This window comes from Rhizobium sp. RCC_161_2 (assembly GCF_041355235.1).
Lineage (GTDB): Bacteria > Pseudomonadota > Alphaproteobacteria > Rhizobiales > Rhizobiaceae > Rhizobium.
In genome coordinates this window covers 429542-454645 of sequence record NZ_JBFUPL010000004.1, presented here as the reverse complement: position 1 = coordinate 454645, position 25104 = coordinate 429542, and the positions used below count along the sequence as shown (strand labels likewise).

The window sequence follows — 25104 nt, the reverse complement described above, 5'->3', positions numbered from 1 at the left end:
ACCGATGATCCGCTTCAAAAACGTGTCGAAACACTTCAAGACGCAGAACGGCAAGAAAGTCATCCTTGATCGCGTAAGCTGCGAATTCATGTCGGGCTATTCCTATGGCCTGCTCGGCGTAAACGGCGCGGGGAAGTCGACGACCATGCGGATGATCGCCGGCACCATGCTGGCAAATTCAGGCAGGATAACCAAGGACGTGCGGGTGTCCTGGCCCCTGGGTTTTGCCAGCGGCTTCAACCCCTTTATGACAGGCAAGGCAAATCTTCATTTTGTCGCCCGCGCCTATGGAGAGGATGTCAAACGAGTCTCCCGTTTCGTCGAGGAATTCGCGGAGCTGGGCGATTATATCAATGCGCCGGTACGCACCTATTCCTCCGGCATGAGCGCGCGTCTGGCCTTCGGGCTTTCCATGGCCATAGAATTCGAGTGCTACCTGGTCGACGAAGTTCTCTCCGTCGGCGATGCCCGCTTTCAGGAACGCTGTCGCGCCGCTTTCGAGAGCCGACGAAAACATTCCGACCTCATCATGATCTCGCATAGTATGGGCATGATCAAAAAGCACTGTGATAAGGGTATGGTGCTCGTCGACGGCAGACTTATGGTTTTCGACAAGGTCGAACAGGCCATCGAAGCCTATTATAGATTAAACAGGTAGTAAGATGCGACGGAGTGGCAACAAGGTTCCATATGGCTCACGATAGCGGAAAGACGTCTGACTCTGTTCAGCTGAGTGCGATCCAGCACAGCCGCGATGTTGCCGCGAAGCTGTCCGTGACCGCGCGCAAGCTGCGCTTCTCGACATCGAAGCGGAGCCAGCTGTTCAAGGCAGTCGGCTTACGGCCCCGTCCGCTCGAGCAAATCATCGGACGGCTGATGCTGGCGTCCGCGGTTTTGATTATTATCATTCCGAATATCGTTTCGGTCTTCTACTTCACGCGTATAGCCGTGGATCAATACCAGTCCGAAACACGCTTCACCGTTCGCTCCTCGACACCGGCGCTTGGCAAGGACCAGCTCGCCAAGGTCACGGGCCTACCATCGGCGCAAATCGCTCAGGACACGCAGATCGTCACGAATTTTATTGCCAGCAAGGACATGGTGGCCGCCCTCCAGTCCAAAGTCGATTTCCAGAAACTCTATGGAAATTCGGATATCGATCCGCTGGCGAGGCTCAAACAGGATGCCTCGACGGAAAAACTGCTCGATTACTGGGAGGACATGGTCTCCATCAAGACCGATGCGACCAGCGGTATCGTGACCGTCAAGGTCCGTGCTTTCTCGCCTACCGACGCGCAAAAGGTACTGCACGAGGTGGTCGCCGCGTCCGAAGTCGTGGTCAATGATGTCAACAACCGTATCTGGCGCGATGTCATCGCCACTGCACAGGCCAACCTGAACAATGCAAGGGATCAACTGCAGAAGACGCGGGAGCAGCTTCAAATCGCCCGCAATCAAACCGGCGTCCTTAGCGTTGCGGGATCATCGACGATCTTTACGAACCTGATCACTGCCGTGCAGACAGACAGAATCAATCTCCAGCAAAGATATGATGCGCTGCTCGGCAACGTATCGCCGACCGCGCCGCAGATGCGCGTGCTGAAGCGCGAAATCGACAGCAAGCAAAAGCAGCTCGACGATTTGAACAGGCAGGTAGCCGGACAAGGCAAATCGGAGCAGAACCTCGCCGATGTATCGGTCGGCATGTCTCAGAAAGAGCTGGAACAGACCCTGGCCGAACAGCAGTTTGCGGCCAGCATGAAAACGCTGGAGCAAGTGCAGTTCGTCAGCAAGCAGCAACTGCTTTATCTCGACACGTTTCTTGCCCCGAGCTTGCCCGACGAGGCCAAATATCCCAAGCGCGGCCTCTGGATCGGCGGTGTTCTGGCGGTCACCATCCTCATCTGGGGCGTTGTCGTCGGCCTGTTGACTGCCCTGCGAAATCGTCTCGCGTGATTTCTCCCGGTCGGCCATCCATGCAAATCCTGCGCAACATCATCTACGGATTGCTTCCAAGGCCACGGCTTTCCGCGACGTCCGTTGGTGGAGCGCCTTCCGCTGCAAAGCGGCTTCTCGTGTTGTCGCGATACCCCAATCCCAGCGTCAGCTACTATCTGGACGAACGAACCAAGGCTCTTGCCAATATCCCTGTCATCATGAAGGGGCTCGACGAGGGGTTAGAAGATCTCGATAGCGAAGGCCTTTTCGTCATCATCTGCCGCTATATCAAGGAGCCGCAATTGCGCTGGCTCGAAGACAGGCGCCGTAGCCTGGCGGGTGTGGCCTATTTCGTCGATGACGATATCCCGGCTGTCGTTGCAGGTGACGAGGCAACCTGGCCCTACAAATTCACCCTCTTCAATCTCGCCGTCCGGCCGCTTCCACGCGTCAACCGGTTGCTCACGCATCTGTGGACATCGACGGAGACCCTGGCGGATACGCTGTCGGATGCACATCAAAAGATCGCGATTCTCGCGCCGATGCCAGCGACTCTCGAAGGAAGATCGTCCGAGATCGCCGGCGAAGCCTCTACATCGCTGAAGATGGTCTATCATGGGACGGGTGTTCACCGCCGCGAACACGAATTCCTGATGCCGATCGTCAAGACGGCAATGGACAAGCACAGCAATTTGCATTTTGAGGTCTTCGCCGAGGGCAGCCTTGCGCGCCAGTGGGGCCGTCAGGAGATCGAACAGAGACGGATGACCATAAGCCCCCCCTTGCCCTGGGCATCCTATCTGGCAAGGACCACGGATCACGGCGCGGATATTGCCCTCGCGCCGCTCCTGATCGGAAAGACCAATGATAGCCGGTCGGATACCAAGCGGATCGACATCAGCCGCATGGGGGCGGCGGCAATATTTTCCCGCTGCCCGACATTCTCGCGCTGCGCGGTCGCCGGGGAGCTTCACATCGGCAACACAGCGGAGGAATGGCTGATGGCGATCGACCAACTCGTGGGCGATCGGGATCGGCGATTGATTGCACGCAATGCCACAGTGAAATCGATAGAAAAAATGCGGCAAAGCACGACGGCGGCGTTTCCAGGCATCCGTTTCGATGTGCTTGGTGATATAGCGTGAACCGGCCAAGGATGCGTTTTTCGCTGCCAGCTATTTGGATATCCAGGTATCAATGACACTCAAGATTTTACCGAATGACGACCTTGAACGCGAGATTTCGTCGGAAGCAAATTCCAATCGATGGAAGTCGCTCGGGGACGATCCCGCTTTCGAGGTCAGATTTTCGCCCGTCAGAAAAAGGCTTGTCGTCATTCATATGGCCGGGACAGACGAGGCCATAGACCCAAAATTCTATATCAATCGCGGTCGTGGATTCCGAGAGAAGGATACGGTCACGCTGCCGGCGGGGCATCGGTTCATCGTCACGGCGGATGTCGGGGCTATCGGCACGATCTGCACCCTGCGCGCTGACCCGGCGACCTTTCCCACCACGCTCAGCTTCGACGTAAAGGCGTTTTCCTCGGTGAAATCGGCCGAGAAGCATATCGCCGCTTTGCTTGGCACCCATGGGCAAGCCGAGCGCGTGGATCTCGGCAAATTGCCGCAATACTGGACCAAAATGCCGAAGCTCGCTTTCGGCAAGCGCTCCCCGAGCAAGACGGTCCAATATGCGGAGGCGAGCTATCGGCTGGCCGCCGAGGTCGCCCCCTTGCCCGTTTCCGCAACCTCCGGAACATGGCTCAGCGTCGTCGTGCCGGTCTACAATGCCCCACCCCGCTATCTCGACGATCTCGTCCGATCGTTCGAAGCGCAAAATGAGCAGGGCACCGAACTCATTCTCAGCGACGACGGATCCACCTCGTCGGAAACAAAGCACTGGTATGAGACGCAGAAGCCGAAAGACAACATTCGTTTCGTCCTCAATCCCAAGAACGGCGGCATAGCGGCTGCCACCAATGCCGGGCTGTCGCAGGCGCGGGGCCTTTGGGTCGCCTTTCTGGACCACGACGATGTGATCGCTCCGCATGCGTTCAAGGTCGTGCGGCACGTCTTCGAGCAAAACCCACGTGCGAATTTTCTCTATACCGACGAATTGGTGGTCGATGACATGCTGAGGCCCACAGGGCTGATGCTGAAGCCGGCCTACGATCCCGTTCTGCTGACGGGCGTCAACTACATCAATCACTTCTCCATCTATCGCCGTAGTCGGCTCCAGGAGATCGGTTATCTGCGCACCGGATATGATGGCTCGCAGGATTACGATCTGCTGCTGCGCTATCTGGACGGATTGCCGGACGAGACCGTCCTGCACCTACCCTACCCGGCCTATTGGTGGCGGCGCAATGGCCGTACCTATTCGCGCAAGTTCATGGATGCAGCGACCACCAATGCCCGCAAGGCGCTTTCCGAACGATTCGCGCTTCGGCAGCAACCCGTTCGGGTAGAAGAGGCGCTGACGAATACCCTTCATCGCGTCATGTTCGAGCGGTCGGAGGCTTCCTGGCCCAAGGTTTCGATTATCATTCCCAGCAAGGACAGCCTCGACCTGATTTCTCGGGTGCTGAAGGATCTCTTCGAACGCACGGATTACCCCAATTTCGAAGTACTGATCATCGACAACGGCTCCTCGGACCAGGCCGTTCTCGATCTATACGACCATTATCGCCGGACCTACCCGCAATTCTCCGCCTCGATTACGCCGGAGCAGTTCAACTTCTCGCGCTCGGTCAATCGCGGCCTCGGCACTGCTGCGGGTGAGCACTATCTGATCCTCAACAACGATGTCGAAATCATCGAGCCTGGCTGGCTGAAAGAGATGGTCACATGCCTCGCCTTTGAGGGAACCGGCATTGTCGGCGCCAAGCTGCTCTATGGCAACAACAAGCTCCAGCATGCCGGCGTCGTCGTCGGCTTCGGCGGGCTGGCAGGTCATTGGTACATGAACAAGCCGAAAGAATTCGGCGGCCCGATGAACAGGCTTCATGTCCGCAATTCCATGACCTGCGTGACCGGCGCGGTGATGCTGATTTCCGGGGACTGCGCTCGCGCCATCGGCACATTCGACGAAGAGAATTTCGCGGTCGCCTATAATGACGTCGACTATTGCGTGCGTGCCCACAAAGCTGGGTTCCGCATCATATGGACGCCGTTTGCCTGCCTCTATCACCATGAATCGCTGTCACGAGGATCGGACAAATCCGGAGCGAGGAAGAAGCGCTTTGAACAGGAGAAGGACAATCTGCGCCGGGCACACGACACGCGGACCTTCGCGGACCGCGCCCTCAATCCTGCCTATAGCCGGGACAAATCGGACCCGAAGATCCTGATCCCGACGAAATTGCACACGCCACAGTGAGTTCACGGCGATCCCGCCGGATCGATGCCTTGTCGCGTTATTAGGCGCGATACTGCTCCTCGGTCACATATTCCATCCACTCCGCGGCCTTGCCGTCCTGCGTCTCCTGAATGGCGATATGGGTGAGCGCGGTCTCCGGTCCGGCGCCGTGCCAGTGCTTTTCGCCGGGCGCGAACCAGAGGACATCGCCGGCATTGATCTCCCGGATGTCGCCGCCCCAGCTTTGCGCAAGTCCCTTGCCAGCAGTCACCACCAAGGTCTGGCCGAAAGGATGCGTGTGCCAGGCGGTGCGGGCTCCCGGTTCGAAACTGACACTGAAGACCTGGACGCGGGCTGGCGCCGGAGCTTGCATCAACGGCTCCTGGCGCACCTCGCCGGTAAAATACTCGGCCGGCGCCTTCAGCACCGGGCGTGATCCATTCGGCTTGATTTCCAAGGCTTATCTCCTGCTTCGAACGGTGCTCGCCGCACCTCGCTCCCACAGCCAGCCTACGCCATTCGAGGATGCCATCCAAGAGAGAAGGCTGGTACTTTGCAGGATACTTAGAGCCGGATCAGATCCAAATCCCCACCGATCTCGCTTTTGGCAATCTCGACGACGCTCATCTCATGGGTGAAGAGAATGGTCTGGAAACGCTCCGCCGTGCCCGCGAGCGCCTTCAGCCCGGCACTGGCGCGCTCGTCGTCGAAGGTCTGGAAGATATCGTCGACGATCAGTGGGGCCGGTTCGTTGCGGGCCGAATAGTCTTCGAGGAAGGCAAGCCGCAGGGCGAGATAAAGCTGATCGCCGGTGCCTTCGCTCAAGCCTGCGAGCGGCACGCGTTCGCCACCTGAACGCTCGGCCAGCAATTGCAGCGTATCAGTGTCGTCGTGTTCCTCGACCAGCCGCGTGAAGCCATGGCCGGTCAGCAGCGAGAACAGCTCGCCTGCCCGCGTGATCACCGGATCGGCCTGCTGTTCGCGATAGGCCTCCATAGAGCTCGCCAGCATCTGCGCGGCAAGCTTCAGCACCACCCATTGCCGCGCCAGGTCCTTGGCCTCCTGCTCGGCGGAGAGCTTTTCGAAGACGGCGTATTCGGCGCTGACTCCGGTTTCGAGGGCGCTTCGCTGGCGCTGGTTTTCTCTCAGGCGGGCCATAAGCTCGCCATGCGTGGTGAATTGTCTTTGATCCTCGGCAGATAGCCGCTCGATCTCCAGCCCGGCGGCGACACGTTCGAAGCCGGCGAGCTCGGCACGGATCGCTTCCTCGCCATCGCCTTCCGACTGCAGACGCAGGCGGTCGCGGCTTTCAGTCAGCCGTGCCTGCAAGCGGGCGCGATCGCGCAGACGCGAGAGCAGAGCAGACAGATCGGTATCCTCGGGCAAATCCGCCGTCAGATCGGCAAGGACGGCCGTGACCGTCGCAAGCGCTTCGCCACAATGGGCAGCCTGCGCCTCGGCGCGCTGGCGCTCCTCCCCAAGCCGGTCATGTTTCTTCTGCTCACCGCGCACGGCGCTGACGCGGGCATGCAATGCCTCGGCGGCGGCGTCCGGCGGCAGGTGATCGAGTTCTAAGCCGGCGGTTGCGGCAAGGGTCGCGAGCCGCCGCTCGAAATCAGCCATATCGCGGCGCATGCCGCTGACGCGGCGCTGGCGATTATCGTGCTCCGCCAAAACGTCCGGGAGCTCGGTCCATGCCTTCAAGGCGACGGAGGCCATTTCCAGCGTCGCATCGGCGGAAAGGCCGAGCGACAGGACAGCCTTGCCGAACGCATCGCGCCAGGCGGCCTGACGTCGCTCGATATCCTGCTGCTGCTCGCCAAGTCGGGTCAGCCGATCCCGCGCAGCACCGATCTCGCCTTCGCGCGTGCGGCTCTCGTTCCAGCGCTCCGAAAGCAGACGGAGATGTTTGCGCAGGCCTTCGGCCATCGCGCTCGGCGGCAGGCGACCACTCTTGTAGCCGGTGGCATCGGCAATATCCTTCAGCGCCGGCGCGACACGCGTCTCTGCCAGGCTAGCCTCATTTCGCTCGTCCTGCAGATCGCGGAGAGCCCGGCGCTCGCGGAACAGAGTTTCGACACCGCGCCGCCATTCCAGCATCGTCGCCGGATCGAGAACAGAAACGCCGGATGCTTTGAAGAGCGCCGCGAAAGCGGCAAGCGCCTTTGCCGAGGTTTCCTCGCGCTGTTGCAATCGTTTTGCGGCCGTCTCACGCTCCTGAAGCAGTCGTGCCTGACGCAAGCGGTTATCGGCATGGCGCGAGACGCGATCCGCATCGCTCACTGCCGCATCGGCCAGTCGATCCGCTTCTGCAAGGCTTGTCGCAAAGCTGGCGATCGTTTTGCCGTCAGGAGATTGACCTCCATTCGTTAACCCGTCACGGATCGACCGCCATTGGGCATCGCGCGCCTCACGCGCGCCGATGATTTGTTCATGGGTGACGATCGTGCCGGTACGTTCCGCATCGGCCAGCGCCTGTTCGATCTCCGTCAACTGCTCATCATAGCCACGTAGCTTGTCGGATGCTTCACGTAGGCCAGCGCGAGCTGCATCAATGGTCTCGCGATGCGCGGCGATCTCAGCGCCGTCAGGCAGTGGGGTTACAAAGAGCGCATCGATATCGGCGATTGGCGGACGCAGGCGGGAGGCGGCCTCGCGCAGATCCGCCTCGATACGGCTGATCTGCGTCTCCAGCCCATCCAGGCGGCCAAGGCTGGCGAGATCGCCGGCCAATGCCTCGAGCTGATCAACATAGGGCCTCGGATCGATCAGGCGGCCTGCCGAGCCATCTTTCTCCAACGCCGCAAGCTGGCGGCGCTCACTGTCCACTTGCTCGCTATTTCCCTGCTCTTGCAGTAACAGCCGCCTGCCCTCCTCGACCAATTCGGAGAGACGGACGCGATCGGCATCGCTCGGCTGCTGCTTTTCCAGCTGTGATGCATCGGCGAAACCGAGACGGCGGGCGAGCTGAACAAGCGTCGCATCATAGCCGGCCAGCTCCTGATCGACACGCGGCAGATCCTGGCGCTGGCTGCGATAATTGCCGGTATCGGCAAAGAGCTGGATGATATCATCAGATATTTGCAGTACGGTTTCGTCAATGCGGATCAGCGACAGTTCTTCGCCCGTGCGCGCGGCAAGCTGCTGGGCGCGGCGCAGTTCGTCTTCGGCGGCGCGCTTGTCGTTCAGGCCCTGTTCCAGGCGATCTGAAAAACTATCCGGTATCGCAGAGAGATCGACAAGGCCCTCAAGGGCCGCCCTTTCCCCATCGATTTCAGCCAGCAGCGGCTGCAATGTCTTCAGCTTTTGCAGCCGGTCGAGCGCCTGGCGCGTCTGACGGCGCTGCTCTTGTAGAAGCTCCAGCTCGGCTTCCAGTTCGGTGGCTTCGGCGAGCAGCTTCTTCCAATCGCCGGATCTGAGCTCGTTGTCGCGCTCTGCCTTGCGCGCTTCGTCATGGCGGTCCAGCGCCTGATAGAAACTGCGATCCTTGGAGCGGCGCTGCGCATAGATGCCATCGGCTTCGCCTTCCAGCGACTGGCGCAGGCGGGAGAGGCCCGTGAGACCGGAGGCGGCGGAAAACAGCAGGCTGCCGATCTCGCCGCCGCTGCGCAGCATCGCTGTCGCCCCTTGCCGCAGACGGAGCGAATCGAGGCCGAAGGCGCGCTCGAAGACATCGCGGCTCAGATTGCCGAGAAATGGCGCCAGGGCGTCTTCGGCAAGCGGCGCTTCCTTGTCGTCGGGCACCAGCAGCGTGTTTTTGCGCCCGCGACGGCGGCGGAAGTCGAGTGTCGTTCCATCGCGCGTGGCGATCGATGCGCCGACGCGCAGGGTTGTCGGCTCGTGCAGGAAGCTCTGCTCGGCGGCCGTGGGAAAGCCGAACAGCAGATCGGAGATCGCGCTGAGCGCCGAAGACTTGCCGGCCTCGTTCGGCCCATAGATGACATGCAGCCTGGCGCCGGGGCGAAAATCGAGCGTGCGGTCAGTCAGCGCGCCATAGCGGAGGATGTCGAGCCGGTTAAAACGCATGGGTCAGCCCGCCCCCTGCCCGCGCGCCAGCAGCAATTGCCGCGCCTCTTCGATCAAGGTCTCCAGAGTATCGTCCAGCGGCAACTCAGCCGCGCCCAGCCCACCCGGCAGGCGAACCGCGATCTCGCCGACAAGCCGGCTGGCTTCCGCTACGATATCCGCATCGCCGGCATGCTCGGAGAGCAATTGTCCGAGATCAAGCGTGCCATTGGCCTCGACAACAGCCGCTGCGGGCGGTTCCAGCCGCAGTTCGAGCTTCTCCAGCCAGATATCCTCGTGGACACGATGGCAGGCCGCTTCGACTTCGTCACGCCATTGCTGGCGATTGGCGGCGATAGTACCCTGCAGCGGCGTGACGCCCGAGAGCCGGACCCGCAGCGCCGTCATCCGTCCCGCCATCTGATCGGAGAGCGGCTGTACCGCCTGCTCGACGCGGCGCAGGATCGCGGCCTGATCGTCCTCCGGGTCGATTGTGATATCGACCTGCGCAAACCGCGCCTCGTCGACAATCAGCCGTTCATGGCTGATGCGGCCATCCTCGATGGTGACGAGCACGGCGCCCTTGGCACCCCGCTCGCGAATGCTGCGGCCCTGCAGATTGCCGGGAAAGATCACCAGCGGATCGGTTGCCACCACTTCATAGTCATGGACATGGCCGAGCGCCCAATAGTCGTAGCCGCGCGACCGCAGGTCATCGACCGAGCACGGCGCATAGGGCGCGTGCGGCTCGCGGCCGGTGAGCGAGGTGTGGAGAACACCGATATTGAACCAGCCGGATACGGGCGCGGGGTAATTTACCGCCAGATTGTCATTGGCCGAACGCTCAGCAAAACCCTGCCCGTGCAACGCCACTTGCAGCGTCTCCAGCCGGACGGAGCCGGGCTTATTGGTCGGGAATTCATGAACGTTGGCCGGCAGCGTAATGGTCTTGGTGATGACGCTCGCCGCGTCGTGGTTGCCGCGCAGCAGATAGACCGGGATGCCGGCCCGCTCCAGCCGCGCCATTTCGCGGTTGAAGAACAGGCCGATCTTGTTGTCCTTCCAATCGCCGTCATAAACGTCGCCAGCAATGAGGAAGAAATCGACCTGTTTCTCGATTGCCAACCCCACCAGCGTCGAGAAGGCCTTGCGGCTCGCCTCCACAAAGATCGAGGCGATCGCGGCATCCTTCAAGGCCAGCCCTTGGAAAGGACTACCGAGATGCAGGTCGGCGGCGTGGATGAAGCTGAAAGAGGCCATAGGCTCCGGTCGATGTCAGATATCTGGCATCCCTTTTAGGCAAATACCGGGGCAATGAATACCTGCCGGCAGCGGTCATCCCATGCTTTCGTGGATTGCCGAGTGCTGTCATATTCCTATGTCACACGATTGCGATGCTGCACCACCCTCACGCGCTTGCCGCTGCTTCAGACGGCTGCTACTGCGCTAGCCTTTCAGTACGAACGGAGAGATTTTCATGAGACACCATGCTTTCGGCCGCACGCCCTTCACTGTAACGGATGTCGGCTTCGGTGCCTGGCAAATCGGCGGCGCCTGGGGCGATGTCAGCGAGGCCGATGGCCGCGCGGCACTGAACGCAGCACTCGACGCCGGCATGACCTTCATCGACACTGCCGACGTCTATGGAGACGGCCGCTCGGAAAAGATCATCGCCGACGTGCTGAAGGAACGCGGCGGCGAGCGCCCGATGGTGGCGAGCAAGGCCGGCCGCCGGCTTTCCCCGCATGTGGCTGACGGTTACACCAAAGCCAATCTCGAAGGCTTCATCGACCGCAGCCTGAAGAACCTCGGTGTCGACAGCCTCGACCTGGTGCAGCTGCATTGCCCGCCGACCGAAGTCCTCTATCGCTCCGAGGTCTTCGCTGGTCTCGACGAGCTGCAGAAGGCCGGCAAGATCAAGGGATATGGCGTCAGCGTCGAGAAGGTCGAAGAGGCGCTGAAGGCGATCGAGTATCCTGATGTCGTCAGCATCCAGATCATCTACAACATCTTCCGCCAGCGTCCTGATCACCTGTTCTTCAAGGAAGCCAAGCGGAAGCAGGTCGCCGTTATCGCCCGCGTGCCGCTCGCCTCCGGCCTGCTCTCCGGCAAGATCACCCGCGACACCCATTTCGCCAGCGATGATCATCGTAACTTCAATCGCAACGGCGAAGCCTTCGACGTCGGCGAAACCTTTGCCGGCGTGCCCTTCGAAGTCGGCCTGCAGGCGGTGGAAGAGGTGCGCAAGCTCGTCCCGGCCGGCGCCAGCATGGCGGCCATTGCACTCCGCTGGATCCTGATGCACGACGCGGTCACTGTCGTCATCCCCGGCGCTCGCAATGCCGAGCAGGCCAAGGCCAATGCGGCAGCGGCCGACCTGGCGCCACTGTCGGCCGACGTCATGGCGGCAACGCGCGAAATCTACGAGCGTCTGATCGCTCCGCACGTCCATCACCGCTGGTAAGAGCAATGACCTTTTAGACGATAGGTGGCCGGGTGCAGATCCGGCCACGAACGGAGGCACGGGAGGAGAATTCAATGAAAGTAGCGCTTGTAACCGGCGCATCCCGCGGGCTTGGCGCGGTCATCGCGCGCGAACTGGCCGAAGCCGGTTGGGCAGTCGCAGTCAATTATGCGAACGATACGCCTGGAGCGGACGCGGTGGTTGACACGATCCGGCAACGGGGCGGCCAAGCCTACGCGGCGAAATTCAGTGTGATCGACAAGGCTCAGCTCACTGAGGGGTTGGATGCAATCAGGGACGCGCTCGGCCCCGTCGACCTGATCGTCAACAATGCCACAGGGTCGCAGCCAAGCATGCCCTTGATGGAGCAATCCTGGCGAACCTATCTCGATCAGCTTGAGTTCTTCGTCAAAGCGCCTCTCGAACTGCTTCAGGCGGCGCTCCCGGATTGGCGCCAGCGCAAGTCGGGAAGAATTATCAATATCGGCTCGGAAATAGCGGAGCTCGGCAACCCCAATGTCGGCAACTATGCATCGGCAAAAGGCGCCATGCTTTCCATGACCCGTTCCTGGGCTCGGGAACTGGCACCGGAAGGGATCACAGTCAATCTGGTCGCTCCCGGCTGGATCCCCGTCGAACGCCATGTCGGATCGTCTCAGCAGTCGATCGATGACTATCTCGCCCAAACTCCGCTTGGGCATTTTGGAACACCAGAGGACATCGCCCACATGGTGGTATTCCTCGCCTCGAACAAGGCGGACTTCCTGACGGGTCAGAAGTTTGCGGTCAATGGCGGACGGACGCTTCTCTGAGCAAGAGCCGCAAATGAAAAGGGGTCCGAAAACTCGGACCCCCAATATCCTCCGCCCCCCGGAAATTCCTGGCGGCAGGTGAAAACAAATTAGCTGTTAACAGCGTCCTTCAGGCCCTTGCCGGGCGTGAACTTCGGCACGTTGCGAGCCGCGATGTCAACTTCAGCGCCGGTCGACGGGTTGCGACCCTTGGTGGCTGCACGGTGAGAAACGGTGAAGCTACCGAAACCTGCGAGACGAATGTCGCCGCCCTTCTTCAGTTCAGCCTGCACGGCATCGAAAACAGCGTCAACAGCGGAAGCAGCGTCGGCCTTCGTAATACCGGCCTTCTCGGCCACTGCGGACACGAGCTCATTCTTATTCATGTTTCCACCCCTTTCTACTGGTATGAAACGACTAGTCTGTTAGCGGGGCGCAGAATACGTATGCTCCGGCCCGCCGCAACCCCAAAAGCCCTGCAAATCAAGGAAAAGCAAGCACCGCCAAAAGCTTTTCACAAAAAAAGACCGGCAAAAACGCCGGTCTTTTCTGGTTTTGTGTCAATTTGTCATAAATCAGGCGAAACCGCACTTAATGCGCGATTGTCGCTCCGACATCGTCCACACCTTCGACCGTCGCGATCACCGGTGTTTCGACGGTGCCGTCCCATTCGATCGGCTCGGGCCGGCGAACCAACGCATGCTTGATCACCTCGCCCATGCGGGATACCGGGATGATCTCCATGTTGTTCTTCACATTGTCCGGAATCTCCGCCAAATCCTTGGCGTTTTCCTCCGGAATAAGCACGGTCTTGATGCCGCCGCGAAGGGCTGCAAGCAGCTTTTCCTTCAGGCCGCCGATCGGCAGCACACGACCGCGCAACGTGATTTCGCCAGTCATGGCGACATCCTTGGAAACCGGGATGCCGGTCATGATCGAAACCATGGCGGTTGCCATCGCAACACCGGCCGACGGACCATCCTTCGGCGTTGCCGCTTCCGGTACGTGGACGTGGATGTCGCTCTTGTCGAAGCGTGGCGGCTCGATGCCGAAATCGACGGCGCGCGAGCGGACGTAGGAGGCCGCGGCGGAAATCGATTCCTTCATCACTTCCTTCAGGTTGCCGGTAACGGTCATGCGACCCTTGCCCGGCATCAGCACGCCTTCGATCGTCAGCAATTCGCCACCGACTTCCGTCCAGGCGAGACCGGTGACAACACCGACCTGGTCCTCACGCTCAGCTTCGCCATGGCGGAAGCGCGGAACGCCGAGATACTGGTCGATGTTCGCAGCGGTGACCGCAACGGACTTGCTCTTGCCCTTGATGATCTCGGTGACCGCCTTGCGGGCGAGCTTCATCAATTCGCGTTCGAAGTTACGAACACCGGCTTCGCGGGTGTACTGCTGGCTGATTGCCATCAGGGCATCGTCGCTGACAGAGAATTCCTGCGGCTGCAACGCATGTTCCTTGATGGCCTTCGGCAGCAGGTGCCGCTTGGCGATTTCGCGCTTCTCGTCTTCGGTGTAGCCGGCAATACGGATGACTTCCATGCGGTCCATCAACGGCGCAGGGATGTTCAGCGTATTCGCCGTCGTGATGAACATCACATCCGACAGGTCGTATTCGACTTCCAGGTAGTGATCCATGAAGGTCGAGTTCTGCGCCGGGTCCAGCACTTCGAGCAGGGCCGAAGACGGATCGCCGCGGAAATCCATGCCCATCTTGTCGATTTCGTCGAGCAGGAAGAGCGGGTTGGACTTCTTGGCCTTTTTCATCGACTGGATGACCTTGCCGGGCATCGAACCGATATAGGTGCGGCGGTGACCGCGGATTTCGGCTTCGTCACGAACGCCGCCAAGCGCCATGCGGACATACTCGCGGCCGGTCGCCTTGGCGATCGACTGGGCGAGCGAGGTCTTGCCGACGCCCGGAGGACCGACGAGGCACAGGATCGGCCCCTTGATCTTCGACGCGCGTGCCTGGACAGCCAGATATTCGACGATGCGTTCCTTGACCTTGTCCAGGCCGAAATGATCCGCTTCGAGGATCTTCTCGGCATTGTTCAGATCGGTCTTGACCTTCGACTTCTTGTGCCAGGGGATGCCCAGCAGCCAGTCGAGATAGTTGCGCACGACGGTGGCTTCCGCCGACATCGGGCTCATCTGGCGAAGCTTCTTCAGCTCCGCATCGGCCTTTTCCTTGGCTTCCTTGGACAGCTTCGTCTTGGAGATGCGCTCTTCCAGTTCGGCCATCTCGTCGCGGCCTTCCTCGCCGTCGCCAAGCTCCTTCTGGATCGCCTTCATCTGCTCATTCAGGTAGTATTCGCGCTGGGTCTTCTCCATCTGGCGCTTGACGCGCGAGCGGATGCGCTTTTCAACCTGCAGGACCGAAATCTCGCCTTCCATGAAGCCGAGCGCCTTTTCGAGGCGGCCCTTGACGCTGGTGGTCTCCAGCATCTCCTGCTTCTCGGTGATCTTGATCGACAGGTGCGAGGCAACCGTATCGGCCAGCTTCGAATAGTCTTCGATCTGGCTGGCGGCACCGACCACTTCCGGCGAAATCTTCTTGTTGAGCTTCACATAGCTCTCGAATTCCGAAACGACCGAGCGGCTGAGCGCCTCCAGTTCGACCGGATCTTCCTGCGGCTCAGGCAAGACGTGGCCAAGGGCCTCGTAGAAATCTTCGCGAGCCGTATAGGTATCGACCTCCGCGCGTGCCTTGCCTTCGACCAGCACCTTGACGGTGCCGTCGGGAAGCTTCAGGAGCTGCAGTACATTCGCCACGGTGCCGACCTTGTGGATCGCATCCGGGGCCGGATCGTCATCGCTGGCATTGATCTGGGTGAGCAGCATGATCTGCTTGTCAGACCCCATGACCTCTTCCAGCGCGCGGATGGATTTTTCCCGTCCGACGAACAGCGGCACGATCATGTGGGGGAAAACCACGATGTCGCGCAACGGCAATACCGGATAGGCAATGCTCTCATTTGCCGCAGACGTTTTCTTAGTCATGTCATTTCCTTTCCGTCGTCCCGTTCCCGGGCTCTCTACCGGCCTTGGGGGATTAGCCGGCTCTCTCACTTGGCTTAGAAGTGGAGCTTCGCATTATCTATTTCAAGTCGTGCAAGACGCGCGCCGTGAGGCAGCGAGACATGTATTCACGAGGAGGAACGCAACAACAAACACCGGACCCCGGCTACTCGAACACTGCCGGCAACGCAGGTCCCGGAGGACCAAAGCCGGGCGAAAACCCGATCCACCGACGATTCCGGAATCATGCCATCATGGCTGCGGCGGGCGCTCTTCACAACCGGTTTGGACGGCGTTCCCATAAGCTTATCCCGGACTTTATCAGGAAACTGTACGATTTTTCAAATAGAAAGGGGCCCGTCAACGACGAGCCCCTCGATTTAAGCCGCAGATCTGTCGATCAGGCGGTGGCGTTGGCCTTTTCATCCTGCCGATCGGCATAGATGTAGAGCGGGCGAGCGGAGCCGCGAACCACTTCTTCGGAGATGACCACTTCGCGAACACCTTCCAGCGCCGGCAGATCGAACATGGTGTCGAGCAGGATCTTTTCCATGATCGAGCGCAGGCCGCGAGCGCCGGTCTTGCGCACGATCGCCCTGCGGGCGATTTCGCGCAATGCGTCCTCGTGGAAGTTCAATTCGACGTCTTCCATCTCGAACAGGCGCTGGTACTGCTTGACGAGCGCGTTCTTCGGCTCCGACAGGATCTGGATCAGCGCATCCTCATCCAGGTCTTCCAGCGTCGCCAGGACCGGCAGACGGCCGATGAATTCCGGGATCAGGCCGAACTTGACCAGATCTTCCGGCTCCAGCTCGCGCAGCACTTCGCCGACGCGACGGTCATCGGGGCCCTTGACGGCAGCACCGAAGCCGATCGAGGTCTTTTCGCCACGAGCGGAGATGATCTTGTCGAGACCGGCAAAGGCGCCGCCGCAGATGAACAGGATGTTCGTCGTATCGACCTGCAGGAATTCCTGCTGCGGATGCTTGCGGCCACCCTGAGGCGGAACCGAAGCGACCGTGCCTTCCATGATCTTCAGAAGCGCCTGCTGCACACCCTCGCCTGAGACATCGCGGGTGATCGACGGATTGTCCGACTTGCGGGAAATCTTGTCGACTTCGTCGATGTAGACAATGCCGCGCTGGGCGCGCTCGACGTTGTAGTCGGCAGCCTGCAAAAGCTTCAGGATGATGTTTTCGACGTCTTCACCGACGTAACCGGCTTCGGTCAGCGTCGTGGCATCCGCCATGGTGAAGGGCACGTCGATGATGCGGGCCAGCGTCTGCGCAAGATAGGTCTTGCCGCAGCCAGTCGGGCCGACGAGCATGATGTTCGACTTCGCCAACTCGACATCGCCGTTCTTGGACGCATGCGCGAGACGCTTGTAGTGGTTATGCACCGCCACCGACAGGATCTTCTTCGCCTGCCTCTGGCCGATGACGTATTCGTCGAGAACCTTGATGATGTCCTGCGGCGTCGGCACGCCGTCACGGGACTTGACCATCGAGGATTTGTTTTCCTCGCGGATGATATCCATGCACAATTCGACGCATTCATCGCAGATGAAGACGGTCGGTCCGGCAATCAGCTTCCGGACTTCATGCTGGCTCTTGCCGCAGAATGAACAATACAGAGTATTCTTGGAGTCGCCGCCGTTGCTGCCGCTGACTTTGCTCATATCCTTTTCCTTCCAGCACGCCGCGGATTTCCATATCGAAATCGCGGTCCACTCAATGCGCCCGCCGGACCTGCCCCTCGTTTCATCAGCAGATCGCGGCGCTCTTCGGGGTACTGAACGCAGCCCAGGCAATCATAGCCGGACCACGGTGGCAACGAATCCCCCTTCGAATGCCGAATGCCATGTCATAAAAACGCTACATAGCATGAATGCGTACTATTACCGTGTTCCGCTCCACTTTAAACCCCTATTCGATCACAAATGGGATAGAACTGTGGCGTAGAAGCCACCGCTGCGTGAATAACTCACGTAGCGGCTTCACCTTCCATTTCGGTACGCGACGTCAGCACCTTGTCGATCAGACCCCAATCCTTGGCCTCGTCGGAGGACATGAAGTGGTCACGATCCAGCGTCTGCTCGACCTCTTCATAGGTCCGGCCGCAATGCTTGACGTAAATTTCGTTCAGGCGGCGCTTCATCTTGATGATGTCGCGGGCATGGCGCTCGATGTCCGAAGCCTGCCCCTGGAAACCGCCCGAAGGCTGGTGAACCATGATGCGGGAATTCGGCGTTGCGAAGCGCATGTCCTTGTCGCCAGCGGCAAGCAGCAGCGATCCCATGGACGCAGCCTGGCCGATGCAAAGCGTGGAAATGGCCGGCTTGATGAACTGCATCGTATCGTAAATCGCCATGCCGGCGGTCACGACGCCACCCGGCGAATTGATGTAGAGCGCGATTTCCTTCTTCGGGTTTTCAGCCTCGAGGAAAAGAAGCTGGGCGCAGACCAGCGTCGCCATGTGATCTTCGACCGGGCCGGTCAGGAAGATGATGCGTTCCTTCAGCAGGCGGGAATAGATGTCGTAGGACCGTTCCCCGCGGTTGGTCTGCTCAACAACCATCGGCACCAGAGCCATAGCTATATCGACTGGATTTCTCATGTGCGTCCTTTACCAAGCTTGCCCCCGGCGGCGATAACACCGGGAATCGAATAAAATTCTTTATCCCTACATAGAGTGTCACCGCCCTGCACTTCAAGACGCCCGAAGGGATAACGTCAAAAAGGCCTAATGCTCAATAGATGTTGAAGAAGCGTTTCCAACCGCCAATGCCAATAGATCCGATGACGCGATACGCGTACTCCACCGCATTTCCCAACCAAAAGGTGAAGGAAGGATGAAATCCACGCGATGTTGGCACAGTGCCCGCCACAAGCGCAGCTAAAATTTACCAAGCGGCTTAACGGCGACGATGCGCCGATTGCAAGCGTTGCCGGGTCCCTTTACATCGACGCGATCCGCGCCGCGGAAAGGGAGAGACGCCGACCGTGCTCAACATCACCACGGGACTGACCATCTGGTGCTCGGAAGCGATTACGCTCGCCGCAGTGCTTTTTTCTCGCCTGGCGGCACGATCGCCGCATGTCGGCCTATCTGATGTGGGCGATGGGTTTTGCCTTCAGCGCCGTCGGATTCGGTCTCGTGGCGGCGCGCGGTCTCATTCCGGACATTCTGTCGATCGAGTTCAGCAATGGCATCGCTCTTCTTGGCGAGAGTGCCTGGATCGCCGGTTTCCATCGGATGGACAAGCGCAGGCTCAATTGGTTGGCGTTGCTGCCGCCGGCGATCTGGATCGCCGGCATCGGGCTGCCATGGATCCATGAAAGCTATGCCAACCGCGTTTTCCTGTATGATCTCGCGGGCGCTGTCGGCGCCACGCTGCTGGCCAACGCAGTGCGCCCGGTGGAAGGCCGGTATGAAGCAACACGCTCCCAGCTCGCCTTCGTGTTCATGGCGCTCGCCGGCGTCTGCCTTGCGTCCTCTATGTCGATGATCCTTCTGAGGCCGAGCCTAGAAGAGGCGTTGATCTATCGCGGCTATTCCGCCCTTGGCTGTGCATTGCTGATCACCGCGGCCATTGTGCTCAGCGGCCGGCTATTGATGGAACGCGCGGAGCGGCGCTGGCGGACGATTTCGATCACGGACATGCTGACGGGGGTTCTGAACCGGCGCGGCCTGCAGGATCATTTCCCGCTTGTAGTCGAAAGGGCCGCCAGGGGCTCCGGCATGATTGCCGCGCTGCTGTTCGATCTCGATCACTTCAAGGCGATCAACGACCGTTATGGCCACCAGACCGGTGACATCGTACTTGCCGAATTTGCCCGCATCGGCCGGCAATTCATACCGGGTAGCGCCGCATTCGGCCGCATGGACGGCGAGGAGTTCATCGCTTTCATCCCCATCAATGATCAGGCCGAAGCGGAGGCGATTGCCGAGACGGTCCGCGCCGATTTCTGCCGCGTGCCACTGCTCGCCGGCCAATCGCTCGTATCGGCGACGGTCAGCGTCGGCCTGGCGATCATGCCTTGCGATATCGCCAGTTGGGATCGGCTCGTTTCTGCCGCCGATCGGGCGCTTTATGCCGCCAAGCGCGCCGGCCGCAACTGCACCGTCGTCTTCGGCGAGGCGGAAGCGACGATGGCAACCGACATGCCGCCGGATCCGAACGGCGGCGAATTGGTGCCGACGCTCGACGACCAGATCCATGCGCTCCGCCGTCTCGGTACGCTCGCCCAGATGTAACGGTCTTTTCCCATTCGATTTATTCCGATAATCCTCTCGTCATGACCATATCCTCCGTCTTCTCCATCGATCCCGTCGCGCGCCGCCTCTCACTCGACGGCCGTAATCCCACCTTCTACAGCAACCCGAATGCGGTCTACGCCGCCTTGCATGCCGAATGTCCCACCTTCTACTGGGAAGAGCAGAAGCAATGGTATTTGATCGGCTACGACCATGTGAACGGGCTGCTGCGCGACCGCCGCTTCGGGCGGCAGATCCTGCATATCGCCAGCCGCGAAGAGCTCGGCATGCCCGCGCCACTGTCGCATCTGAAAAACTTCGATCTTGCCGAACAGCATTCCCTGCTCGAAATCGAGCCGCCGGAACACACGCGGCTTAGAACCCTCGTCAACCGCGCCTTCGTCTCCCGCCATGTCGAGAAAATGAAGCCGGAACTGGCTGAGCTGGCCAACCGGTTGATCGACAAATTCGAGAAGAACGGCGAAGTGGAATTGCTGTCGGCCTTTGCCGATATTATCCCTGTCACCATGATCGCGCGGATGATCGGCATCCCGGAGGAGATGGGGCCGCAGCTTCTGAAGTGGTCGCATGCCTATGTTCGCATGTACATGTTCGGCCGCACGCGCGAAGACGAGGACGCGGCGGATCAGGCGGCGAAGGAATTCTCCGACTATGTGAAAACCGTCATCCGCGACCGCCGCGCCAATCCGCGCGACGATCTCCTGACGCATATGATCACCACCGAGCACAAGGGCCAGTATCTGACCGAGGATGAGCTGGTCTCGACGACGATCGTGCTGCTCAACGCCGGGCATGAGGCGACGGTACACCAGATCGGCAACTCCGTCCGCGTCATCCTCGAAAGCGGCTATGCGCCATCGGACCTTTTCAAGGACGAGGCGACAACCGAACGTACGGTGGAAGAGACGCTTCGCATCTGCGCGCCGGTGCATATCTTCGATCGCTGGTGCCTGGAGCCGACGGAAATAGACGGGATCTCCTTCCAGCGCGGCGACAAGGTGGCGATGATTCTCGCCGCCGCCAATCTGGACCCCAAGAAATTTTCAGATCCCCTCACCTTCAAGCCCGACCGCAACGAAGCGCCGAACCTCTCCTTCGGTGCCGGCATCCATTTCTGCATCGGCGCGCCGCTGGCACGGCTGGAACTGAACGTGGTGCTGCCGATCCTGTTCGAACGGCTGCCTGGACAGAAGCTCAAGCGGACGCCCGAGGTCAAGGACGTCTATCATTTCCACGGCCTCGACAAGCTCGAACTGAGCTGGTGAGCTGAGAGTCGGCGAGCGAGTATTCTGTTCGCTCGATCGTGCCCCAAAACGCAAAATGGCGCGCCAAGCGGGCGCGCCTTGGTAAAATTGCCGGCTGCGGGCGCCGCTCGCGTTTGTCGTATCAGCCGTAACGACCGGTGATGTAGTCTTCCGTGCGCTTGACCTTCGGCGCCTGAAAGATCTGCTCGGTCGGGCCGTACTCGATCAGATCGCCCAGATACATGAAGGCGGTGTTGTCGGAAATGCGGCTCGCCTGCTGCATGTTATGCGTCACGATGACGATGGTGAACTCGCCCTTCAGCTGCGACACCAGTTCCTCGATCTTGGCGGTCGAGATCGGGTCGAGAGCCGAGGTCGGCTCGTCGAGGAGCAGGACTTCCGGGCGCAAGGCGATGGCGCGGGCGATACAGAGGCGCTGCTGCTGACCGCCGGAAAGTCCAAGTCCGCTCTGGTGCAGCTTTTCCTTCACTTCGCTCCACAACGCTGTTTCCATCAGCGCCGCTTCGACGCGTGCGTCCATTTCAGCCTTGGAAATCTTCTCATAAAGCCGGATACCGAAAGCGACGTTTTCATAGATCGACATCGGGAACGGCGTGGGCTTCTGGAACACCATGCCGACCTTGGCGCGCAAATCGTTCAGATCGACGTCCTTGGCAAGAATATTACGGCCGTCCAGCAGGATCTCGCCGGCAACCGTCTGGCCCGGATAGAGATCATACATCCGGTTGAAGGTGCGCAGCAGTGTGGACTTACCGCAACCCGAAGGGCCGATGAAGGCTGTGACCGCATTTTTGCGGATGCTCATATTCACACCCTTTAGAACGCGATGGCCGTTCTGATAGGTGAAATCGAGGTTCTTCACATCAAGTTTCGCGATCATGCCGAGATCCGACTGGGAAGCAGCATCCTTCCCCGGCTGTGCATTGACGCTCTGGAAATTGCTGTCGCTCATGTTCATGGTTTCATTCCTATCGTTCGGCGGCTGCGTCATTGGCGACGACCACTCAAGACACGGGCAAGGATATTGAGAGCAAGGATGGCAACGGTGATGATCAGCGCGCCGGCCCAGGCCAGTTGTTTGAGATCCTCGCCTGCATCCGCGGCGAGCGTATTGATGGCAACCGGCAGCGTAGCGATTGGACCGGTCAGGCTCGAATTCATGAATTTGCTGTAACCCGCCGTGAAGAGAAGCGGCGCGGTTTCGCCGCTGATACGGGCAACGGCCAGCAGGATGCCGGTGAGGATACCCGTCCAGGCGGAACGGTAGATCACCATCATCATGGCCTTCCAGCGCGGCGCGCCGAGTGCGGCTGTCGCCTCACGAAGCTCGTTTGGCACCAGCAACAGCATGTCCTGCGTCGTGCGGTTGACGACCGGAAGGGCGATCAGCGCCAGCGCGAGGATGCCGGCGATGGCAGAGTTGCCGTGCATGGGTACGACCACGGCGCCGTAGACGAACACGCCGATGATAATCGAGGGTGCGGACAGCAAGATATCGTTAAGGAACTTGGCGGCCTCGGTAAGTTTCGTGCCGTTGGCATATTCCACCAGATAGGTGGCGGCGAGAATGCCGATCGGCGCTGCGATCAGGATGGCGCAGCCCGTGACCAGTACCGTGCCATAGATCGCGTTGATCAGGCCACCGCGCGAGCCCTGGGCCGGGATCGACATGGTGAACACATCAAGGCTGAGCGCCGATACACCACGATAAACCAGGGTTCCAAGGATCACGCTGAGAAAGAATATGCCGAGAATGGCCGCGATGAGGCACAAGACCATCATCACCCGGTTCTTCCCATAACGCCTCGACACGAGGTTCTGACGAATTGCATTGTCCATGGGTTTCTTCCTCAAAGCGCGGTGCCGCGGCCGATCATCCACCTCGCCACCGCGAGCACGCAGAACGAAAGGACGAACAGGAGCAGGCCGAGCGCAATCAGGCTCGACAATTGCAGACCGTCGGCATCGCCGAAGTTGTTCGCGATCTGGGCGGAAATGGTGGTGGACGGCGAGATGATCGACGATTGCAGGCGGCTCACCGAGCCGATAACGAACGTAACGGCCATGGTTTCGCCAAGCGCGCGGCCAAGGGCGAGCATGATGCCGCCGACGAGGCCGCGACGCGTATAGGGGATCAGGATATGGCGAGCCACCTCCCATGTGGTCATGCCCGTGCCGTAAGCAGATTCGCGCAGCATCGGCGGCACGGTGCTGAACACGTCGCGGGAGATCGCGGTGATAAAGGGCAGGATCATGATGGCCAGCACGAGGCTTGCCGTCAGCAGGCCGACGCCCGGCGCCGGCGGCTGGAAAAGCAGGCCGATCAACGGTACCTGGCCGACCGTCATCATAAGGAAAGGCAGGATATAAGTCTGCATCAGCGGCACGAGAATGAACAGGCCGACGATGCCGTAGATAATGGAGGGAATACCGGCCAGAAGCTCGATGGCCGTACTGATTGGACGTCGCAGGCTGCCGGGGCAAAGTTCCGTGAGGAAGATGGCGATGCCGATGCCCAGGGGAACGGCGATCAGCATGGCGATGAACGAACTCACCAGCGTACCGACCATCGCAGGCACAGCGCCATAGATATCGGCGGGAGCGCTCCACTTCGTGCCCCAGAGGAACGAAAACCCGAAGGCCTGAAAGGTTGGCAAGGCATCGATGATGAGAACCACGATGATTGCCAGCAGCAGAAGCACGACAAGAGCAGCCGAGCCAAGCGTCATAAAATAGAAAATTCGATCCTGTATCCGGAATTTTCTGGTGACGGCGCTGGTATCCAGTGCCTGGAAGCCAGCCGTCTGAGTCGCGTCAGCCATCGATTTCCCCTTGTCCTGTCACGAAAGGCGGACAGGGCCGTGCCCTGTCCGCCGTAACTTCTCAGCTAGCACAAATTACTTCGCGCCAAAGTCCTTCGTCCAGGACTTCTCGACAACCGCGGCAACACTCTCCGGGATCGCAAGATAGGACAGGGCGGTCGCGTCCTTCTGTCCGTGCTCATAGGACCACTTGAAGAATTTCAGCGCTTCTTCGTTGAGAACAGGATCGGCCGGCTTCTTGTAGAGCAGAACCCAGGTCGAAGCTGCAATCGGCCAGCTCTGGTCGCCCGGCTGATTGGTGATGATGAGGTTAAAGTTCTTGGCGTTGGCCCAATCGGCGTTGGAAGCAGCAGCCTTGAATGTGTCGAGGCTCGGCTCGATAACCTTGCCGGCAGCATTCTTCATCTTCGCGAAACCAATGTGGTTGGCGATGACGTAGGAATATTCAACGTAGGAGATCGAACCAGCTGTCTGGTTGACAGTGGTGGAAACGCCTTCCGAACCCTTTGCGCCGAAGCCAACCGGCCATTCAACCGCCGTGTTCGAACCAACCTTTTCCTTCCACTCCGGCGAAACCTTCGACAGGTAGTCGGTGAAGTTGAAGGTCGTGCCCGAGCTGTCGGCGCGATAAACGACCGAGATCGGCGTGGAAGGCAGCTTGACGTCAGGGTTGAGGGCCTTGATGGCCGCATCGTCCCACTTGGCGATCTTGCCGAGGAAGATGTCGGACAGCGTCTTGCCGTCGAGAACGAGTTCGCCCGGCTTTACGCCTTCAACGTTATAGGAAACGACGATACCGCCGGAGATCATCGGGAACTGGGCAATGCCGTTCTTCTCGAGGTCAGCGTCGCTCATCGGCTTGTCCGAAGCGCCGAATACGATGGTCTTGTCGAGGAGCTGCTTGATGCCGGCGCCCGAACCGACAGACTGGTAGTTGACGACATTGTTCGTCGCAGCCTTGTAGCCTTCAGCCCACTTGGACAGAACCGGCGCGATGAAGCTCGAGCCGGCGCCTGTGATGTCGGCAGCCGAGGCCGAAGCGGACATAGCAGCGATAAAGCCTGCCGTCAGGCAAAGCGAACGAAATTTCTGGTTCAGCATTTTAGACTCACTTCCTCAAGTGATGAAAGGATGGCGAGCAGGAGTCCGGC

At 59.9% G+C, this 25104-nt stretch carries 19 protein-coding genes; 8 read left to right on the top strand and 11 right to left on the bottom strand.

The window, feature by feature from the left end; genetic code table 11:
* The first annotated feature begins 4 nt into the window (after nt 1–4).
* The 4 genes from AB6803_RS13940 to AB6803_RS13925 are packed head-to-tail and all read left to right on the top strand — an operon-like array spanning nt 5 to nt 5319.
* On the top strand, nt 5–658 hold the full coding sequence (locus AB6803_RS13940) for an ABC transporter ATP-binding protein (RefSeq protein ID WP_371109437.1): 654 nt from the start codon (nt 5–7) through the stop codon (nt 656–658).
* 32 nt (nt 659–690) lie between these two features.
* Nucleotides 691–1956 carry a capsule biosynthesis protein gene (locus AB6803_RS13935; protein ID WP_371109436.1) on the top strand — a complete coding sequence of 422 codons (1266 nt, stop codon included), beginning with the start codon at nt 691–693 and terminating at the stop codon, nt 1954–1956.
* 20 nt (nt 1957–1976) lie between these two features.
* Nucleotides 1977–3083: a hypothetical protein gene (locus tag AB6803_RS13930; protein WP_371109435.1), complete on the top strand. Its 1107-nt coding sequence runs from the start codon at nt 1977–1979 to the stop codon at nt 3081–3083.
* A 52-nt stretch (nt 3084–3135) separates the two neighbouring features.
* The gene (locus AB6803_RS13925) at nt 3136–5319 is read left to right on the top strand and encodes a glycosyltransferase family 2 protein (RefSeq protein ID WP_371109434.1); all 2184 of its coding nucleotides are present in this window, start codon (nt 3136–3138) and stop codon (nt 5317–5319) included.
* 40 nt (nt 5320–5359) lie between these two features.
* On the opposite strand, the gene AB6803_RS13920 is transcribed toward AB6803_RS13925, so the two are convergent.
* The 3 genes from AB6803_RS13920 to AB6803_RS13910 form a co-directional block, all read right to left on the bottom strand.
* Nucleotides 5360–5755: a cupin domain-containing protein gene (locus AB6803_RS13920; protein WP_371109433.1), complete on the bottom strand. Its 396-nt coding sequence runs from the start codon at nt 5753–5755 to the stop codon at nt 5360–5362.
* A gap of 107 nt (nt 5756–5862) precedes the next feature.
* Nucleotides 5863–9324 carry an AAA family ATPase gene (locus AB6803_RS13915; protein WP_371109432.1) on the bottom strand — a complete coding sequence of 1154 codons (3462 nt, stop codon included), beginning with the start codon at nt 9322–9324 and terminating at the stop codon, nt 5863–5865.
* Between the two features lie 3 nt (nt 9325–9327).
* Nucleotides 9328–10563, bottom strand: a complete 1236-nt coding sequence (locus AB6803_RS13910) for an exonuclease SbcCD subunit D (protein WP_371109431.1) — start codon at nt 10561–10563, stop codon at nt 9328–9330.
* A 217-nt stretch (nt 10564–10780) separates the two neighbouring features.
* Between AB6803_RS13910 and AB6803_RS13905 the strand changes: the two genes are divergently transcribed.
* Nucleotides 10781–11767 carry an aldo/keto reductase gene (locus tag AB6803_RS13905; RefSeq protein WP_371109430.1) on the top strand — a complete coding sequence of 329 codons (987 nt, stop codon included), beginning with the start codon at nt 10781–10783 and terminating at the stop codon, nt 11765–11767.
* Nucleotides 11768–11841: 74 nt separating this feature from the next.
* Entirely contained in the window at nt 11842–12579 is a 738-nt protein-coding gene (locus tag AB6803_RS13900; protein ID WP_371109429.1) for an SDR family oxidoreductase, read from the top strand.
* Nucleotides 12580–12668: 89 nt separating this feature from the next.
* Here the strand turns inward: AB6803_RS13900 and hupB are convergent, their stop codons facing one another.
* The 4 genes from hupB to clpP form a co-directional block, all read right to left on the bottom strand.
* Nucleotides 12669–12944, bottom strand: a complete 276-nt coding sequence (gene hupB, locus AB6803_RS13895; RefSeq protein WP_034507562.1) for a DNA-binding protein HupB — start codon at nt 12942–12944, stop codon at nt 12669–12671.
* 205 nt (nt 12945–13149) lie between these two features.
* Nucleotides 13150–15570 carry an endopeptidase La gene (gene lon, locus AB6803_RS13890; RefSeq protein ID WP_371109428.1) on the bottom strand — a complete coding sequence of 807 codons (2421 nt, stop codon included), beginning with the start codon at nt 15568–15570 and terminating at the stop codon, nt 13150–13152.
* A 418-nt stretch (nt 15571–15988) separates the two neighbouring features.
* Entirely contained in the window at nt 15989–17266 is a 1278-nt protein-coding gene (clpX, locus tag AB6803_RS13885) for an ATP-dependent Clp protease ATP-binding subunit ClpX (protein ID WP_007692709.1), read from the bottom strand.
* A gap of 305 nt (nt 17267–17571) precedes the next feature.
* The gene (clpP, locus tag AB6803_RS13880) at nt 17572–18204 is read right to left on the bottom strand and encodes an ATP-dependent Clp endopeptidase proteolytic subunit ClpP (RefSeq protein ID WP_371109427.1); all 633 of its coding nucleotides are present in this window, start codon (nt 18202–18204) and stop codon (nt 17572–17574) included.
* 480 nt (nt 18205–18684) lie between these two features.
* Between clpP and AB6803_RS13875 the strand changes: the two genes are divergently transcribed.
* Together AB6803_RS13875 and AB6803_RS13870 are read left to right on the top strand one after the other, a co-directional pair.
* Nucleotides 18685–19845 (top strand): diguanylate cyclase, encoded by a 1161-nt coding sequence (locus tag AB6803_RS13875; RefSeq protein ID WP_371109426.1) that lies wholly within the window; start codon nt 18685–18687, stop codon nt 19843–19845.
* 41 nt (nt 19846–19886) lie between these two features.
* Nucleotides 19887–21131 (top strand): cytochrome P450, encoded by a 1245-nt coding sequence (locus AB6803_RS13870; protein ID WP_371109425.1) that lies wholly within the window; start codon nt 19887–19889, stop codon nt 21129–21131.
* Between the two features lie 121 nt (nt 21132–21252).
* Here AB6803_RS13870 and pstB read toward each other — a convergent pair whose 3' ends face one another.
* The 4 genes from pstB to pstS form a co-directional block, all read right to left on the bottom strand.
* Entirely contained in the window at nt 21253–22011 is a 759-nt protein-coding gene (gene pstB, locus AB6803_RS13865) for a phosphate ABC transporter ATP-binding protein PstB (protein ID WP_371109528.1), read from the bottom strand.
* Nucleotides 22012–22118: 107 nt separating this feature from the next.
* Nucleotides 22119–22970: a phosphate ABC transporter permease PstA gene (pstA, locus tag AB6803_RS13860; RefSeq protein ID WP_371109424.1), complete on the bottom strand. Its 852-nt coding sequence runs from the start codon at nt 22968–22970 to the stop codon at nt 22119–22121.
* An 11-nt stretch (nt 22971–22981) separates the two neighbouring features.
* Nucleotides 22982–23953: a phosphate ABC transporter permease subunit PstC gene (pstC, locus tag AB6803_RS13855; RefSeq protein ID WP_371109423.1), complete on the bottom strand. Its 972-nt coding sequence runs from the start codon at nt 23951–23953 to the stop codon at nt 22982–22984.
* A gap of 75 nt (nt 23954–24028) precedes the next feature.
* Nucleotides 24029–25054, bottom strand: a complete 1026-nt coding sequence (pstS, locus tag AB6803_RS13850) for a phosphate ABC transporter substrate-binding protein PstS (protein WP_371109422.1) — start codon at nt 25052–25054, stop codon at nt 24029–24031.
* Between the last annotated feature and the right edge of the window lie 50 nt (nt 25055–25104).

Bases quoted from the DNA above. Each gene is read 5' to 3' on its own strand.
- pstS (WP_371109422.1), bottom strand. From the start codon at position 25,054: ATGCTGAACCAGAAATTTCGTTCGCTTTGCCTGACGGCAGGCTTTATC.
- AB6803_RS13915 (WP_371109432.1), bottom strand. From the start codon at position 9,324: ATGCGTTTTAACCGGCTCGACATCCTCCGCTATGGCGCGCTGACTGAC.
- pstB (WP_371109528.1), bottom strand. From the start codon at position 22,011: ATGATCGCGAAACTTGATGTGAAGAACCTCGATTTCACCTATCAGAAC.
- AB6803_RS13930 (WP_371109435.1), top strand. From the start codon at position 1,977: ATGCAAATCCTGCGCAACATCATCTACGGATTGCTTCCAAGGCCACGG.
- pstC (WP_371109423.1), bottom strand. From the start codon at position 23,953: ATGGCTGACGCGACTCAGACGGCTGGCTTCCAGGCACTGGATACCAGC.
- AB6803_RS13935 (WP_371109436.1), top strand. From the start codon at position 691: ATGGCTCACGATAGCGGAAAGACGTCTGACTCTGTTCAGCTGAGTGCG.
- AB6803_RS13940 (WP_371109437.1), top strand. From the start codon at position 5: ATGATCCGCTTCAAAAACGTGTCGAAACACTTCAAGACGCAGAACGGC.
- pstA (WP_371109424.1), bottom strand. From the start codon at position 22,970: ATGGACAATGCAATTCGTCAGAACCTCGTGTCGAGGCGTTATGGGAAG.
- hupB (WP_034507562.1), bottom strand. From the start codon at position 12,944: ATGAATAAGAATGAGCTCGTGTCCGCAGTGGCCGAGAAGGCCGGTATT.
- AB6803_RS13875 (WP_371109426.1), top strand. From the start codon at position 18,685: ATGTCGGCCTATCTGATGTGGGCGATGGGTTTTGCCTTCAGCGCCGTC.
- AB6803_RS13900 (WP_371109429.1), top strand. From the start codon at position 11,842: ATGAAAGTAGCGCTTGTAACCGGCGCATCCCGCGGGCTTGGCGCGGTC.
- clpX (WP_007692709.1), bottom strand. From the start codon at position 17,266: ATGAGCAAAGTCAGCGGCAGCAACGGCGGCGACTCCAAGAATACTCTG.
- AB6803_RS13925 (WP_371109434.1), top strand. From the start codon at position 3,136: ATGACACTCAAGATTTTACCGAATGACGACCTTGAACGCGAGATTTCG.
- lon (WP_371109428.1), bottom strand. From the start codon at position 15,570: ATGACTAAGAAAACGTCTGCGGCAAATGAGAGCATTGCCTATCCGGTA.
- AB6803_RS13910 (WP_371109431.1), bottom strand. From the start codon at position 10,563: ATGGCCTCTTTCAGCTTCATCCACGCCGCCGACCTGCATCTCGGTAGT.
- clpP (WP_371109427.1), bottom strand. From the start codon at position 18,204: ATGAGAAATCCAGTCGATATAGCTATGGCTCTGGTGCCGATGGTTGTT.
- AB6803_RS13870 (WP_371109425.1), top strand. From the start codon at position 19,887: ATGACCATATCCTCCGTCTTCTCCATCGATCCCGTCGCGCGCCGCCTC.
- AB6803_RS13905 (WP_371109430.1), top strand. From the start codon at position 10,781: ATGAGACACCATGCTTTCGGCCGCACGCCCTTCACTGTAACGGATGTC.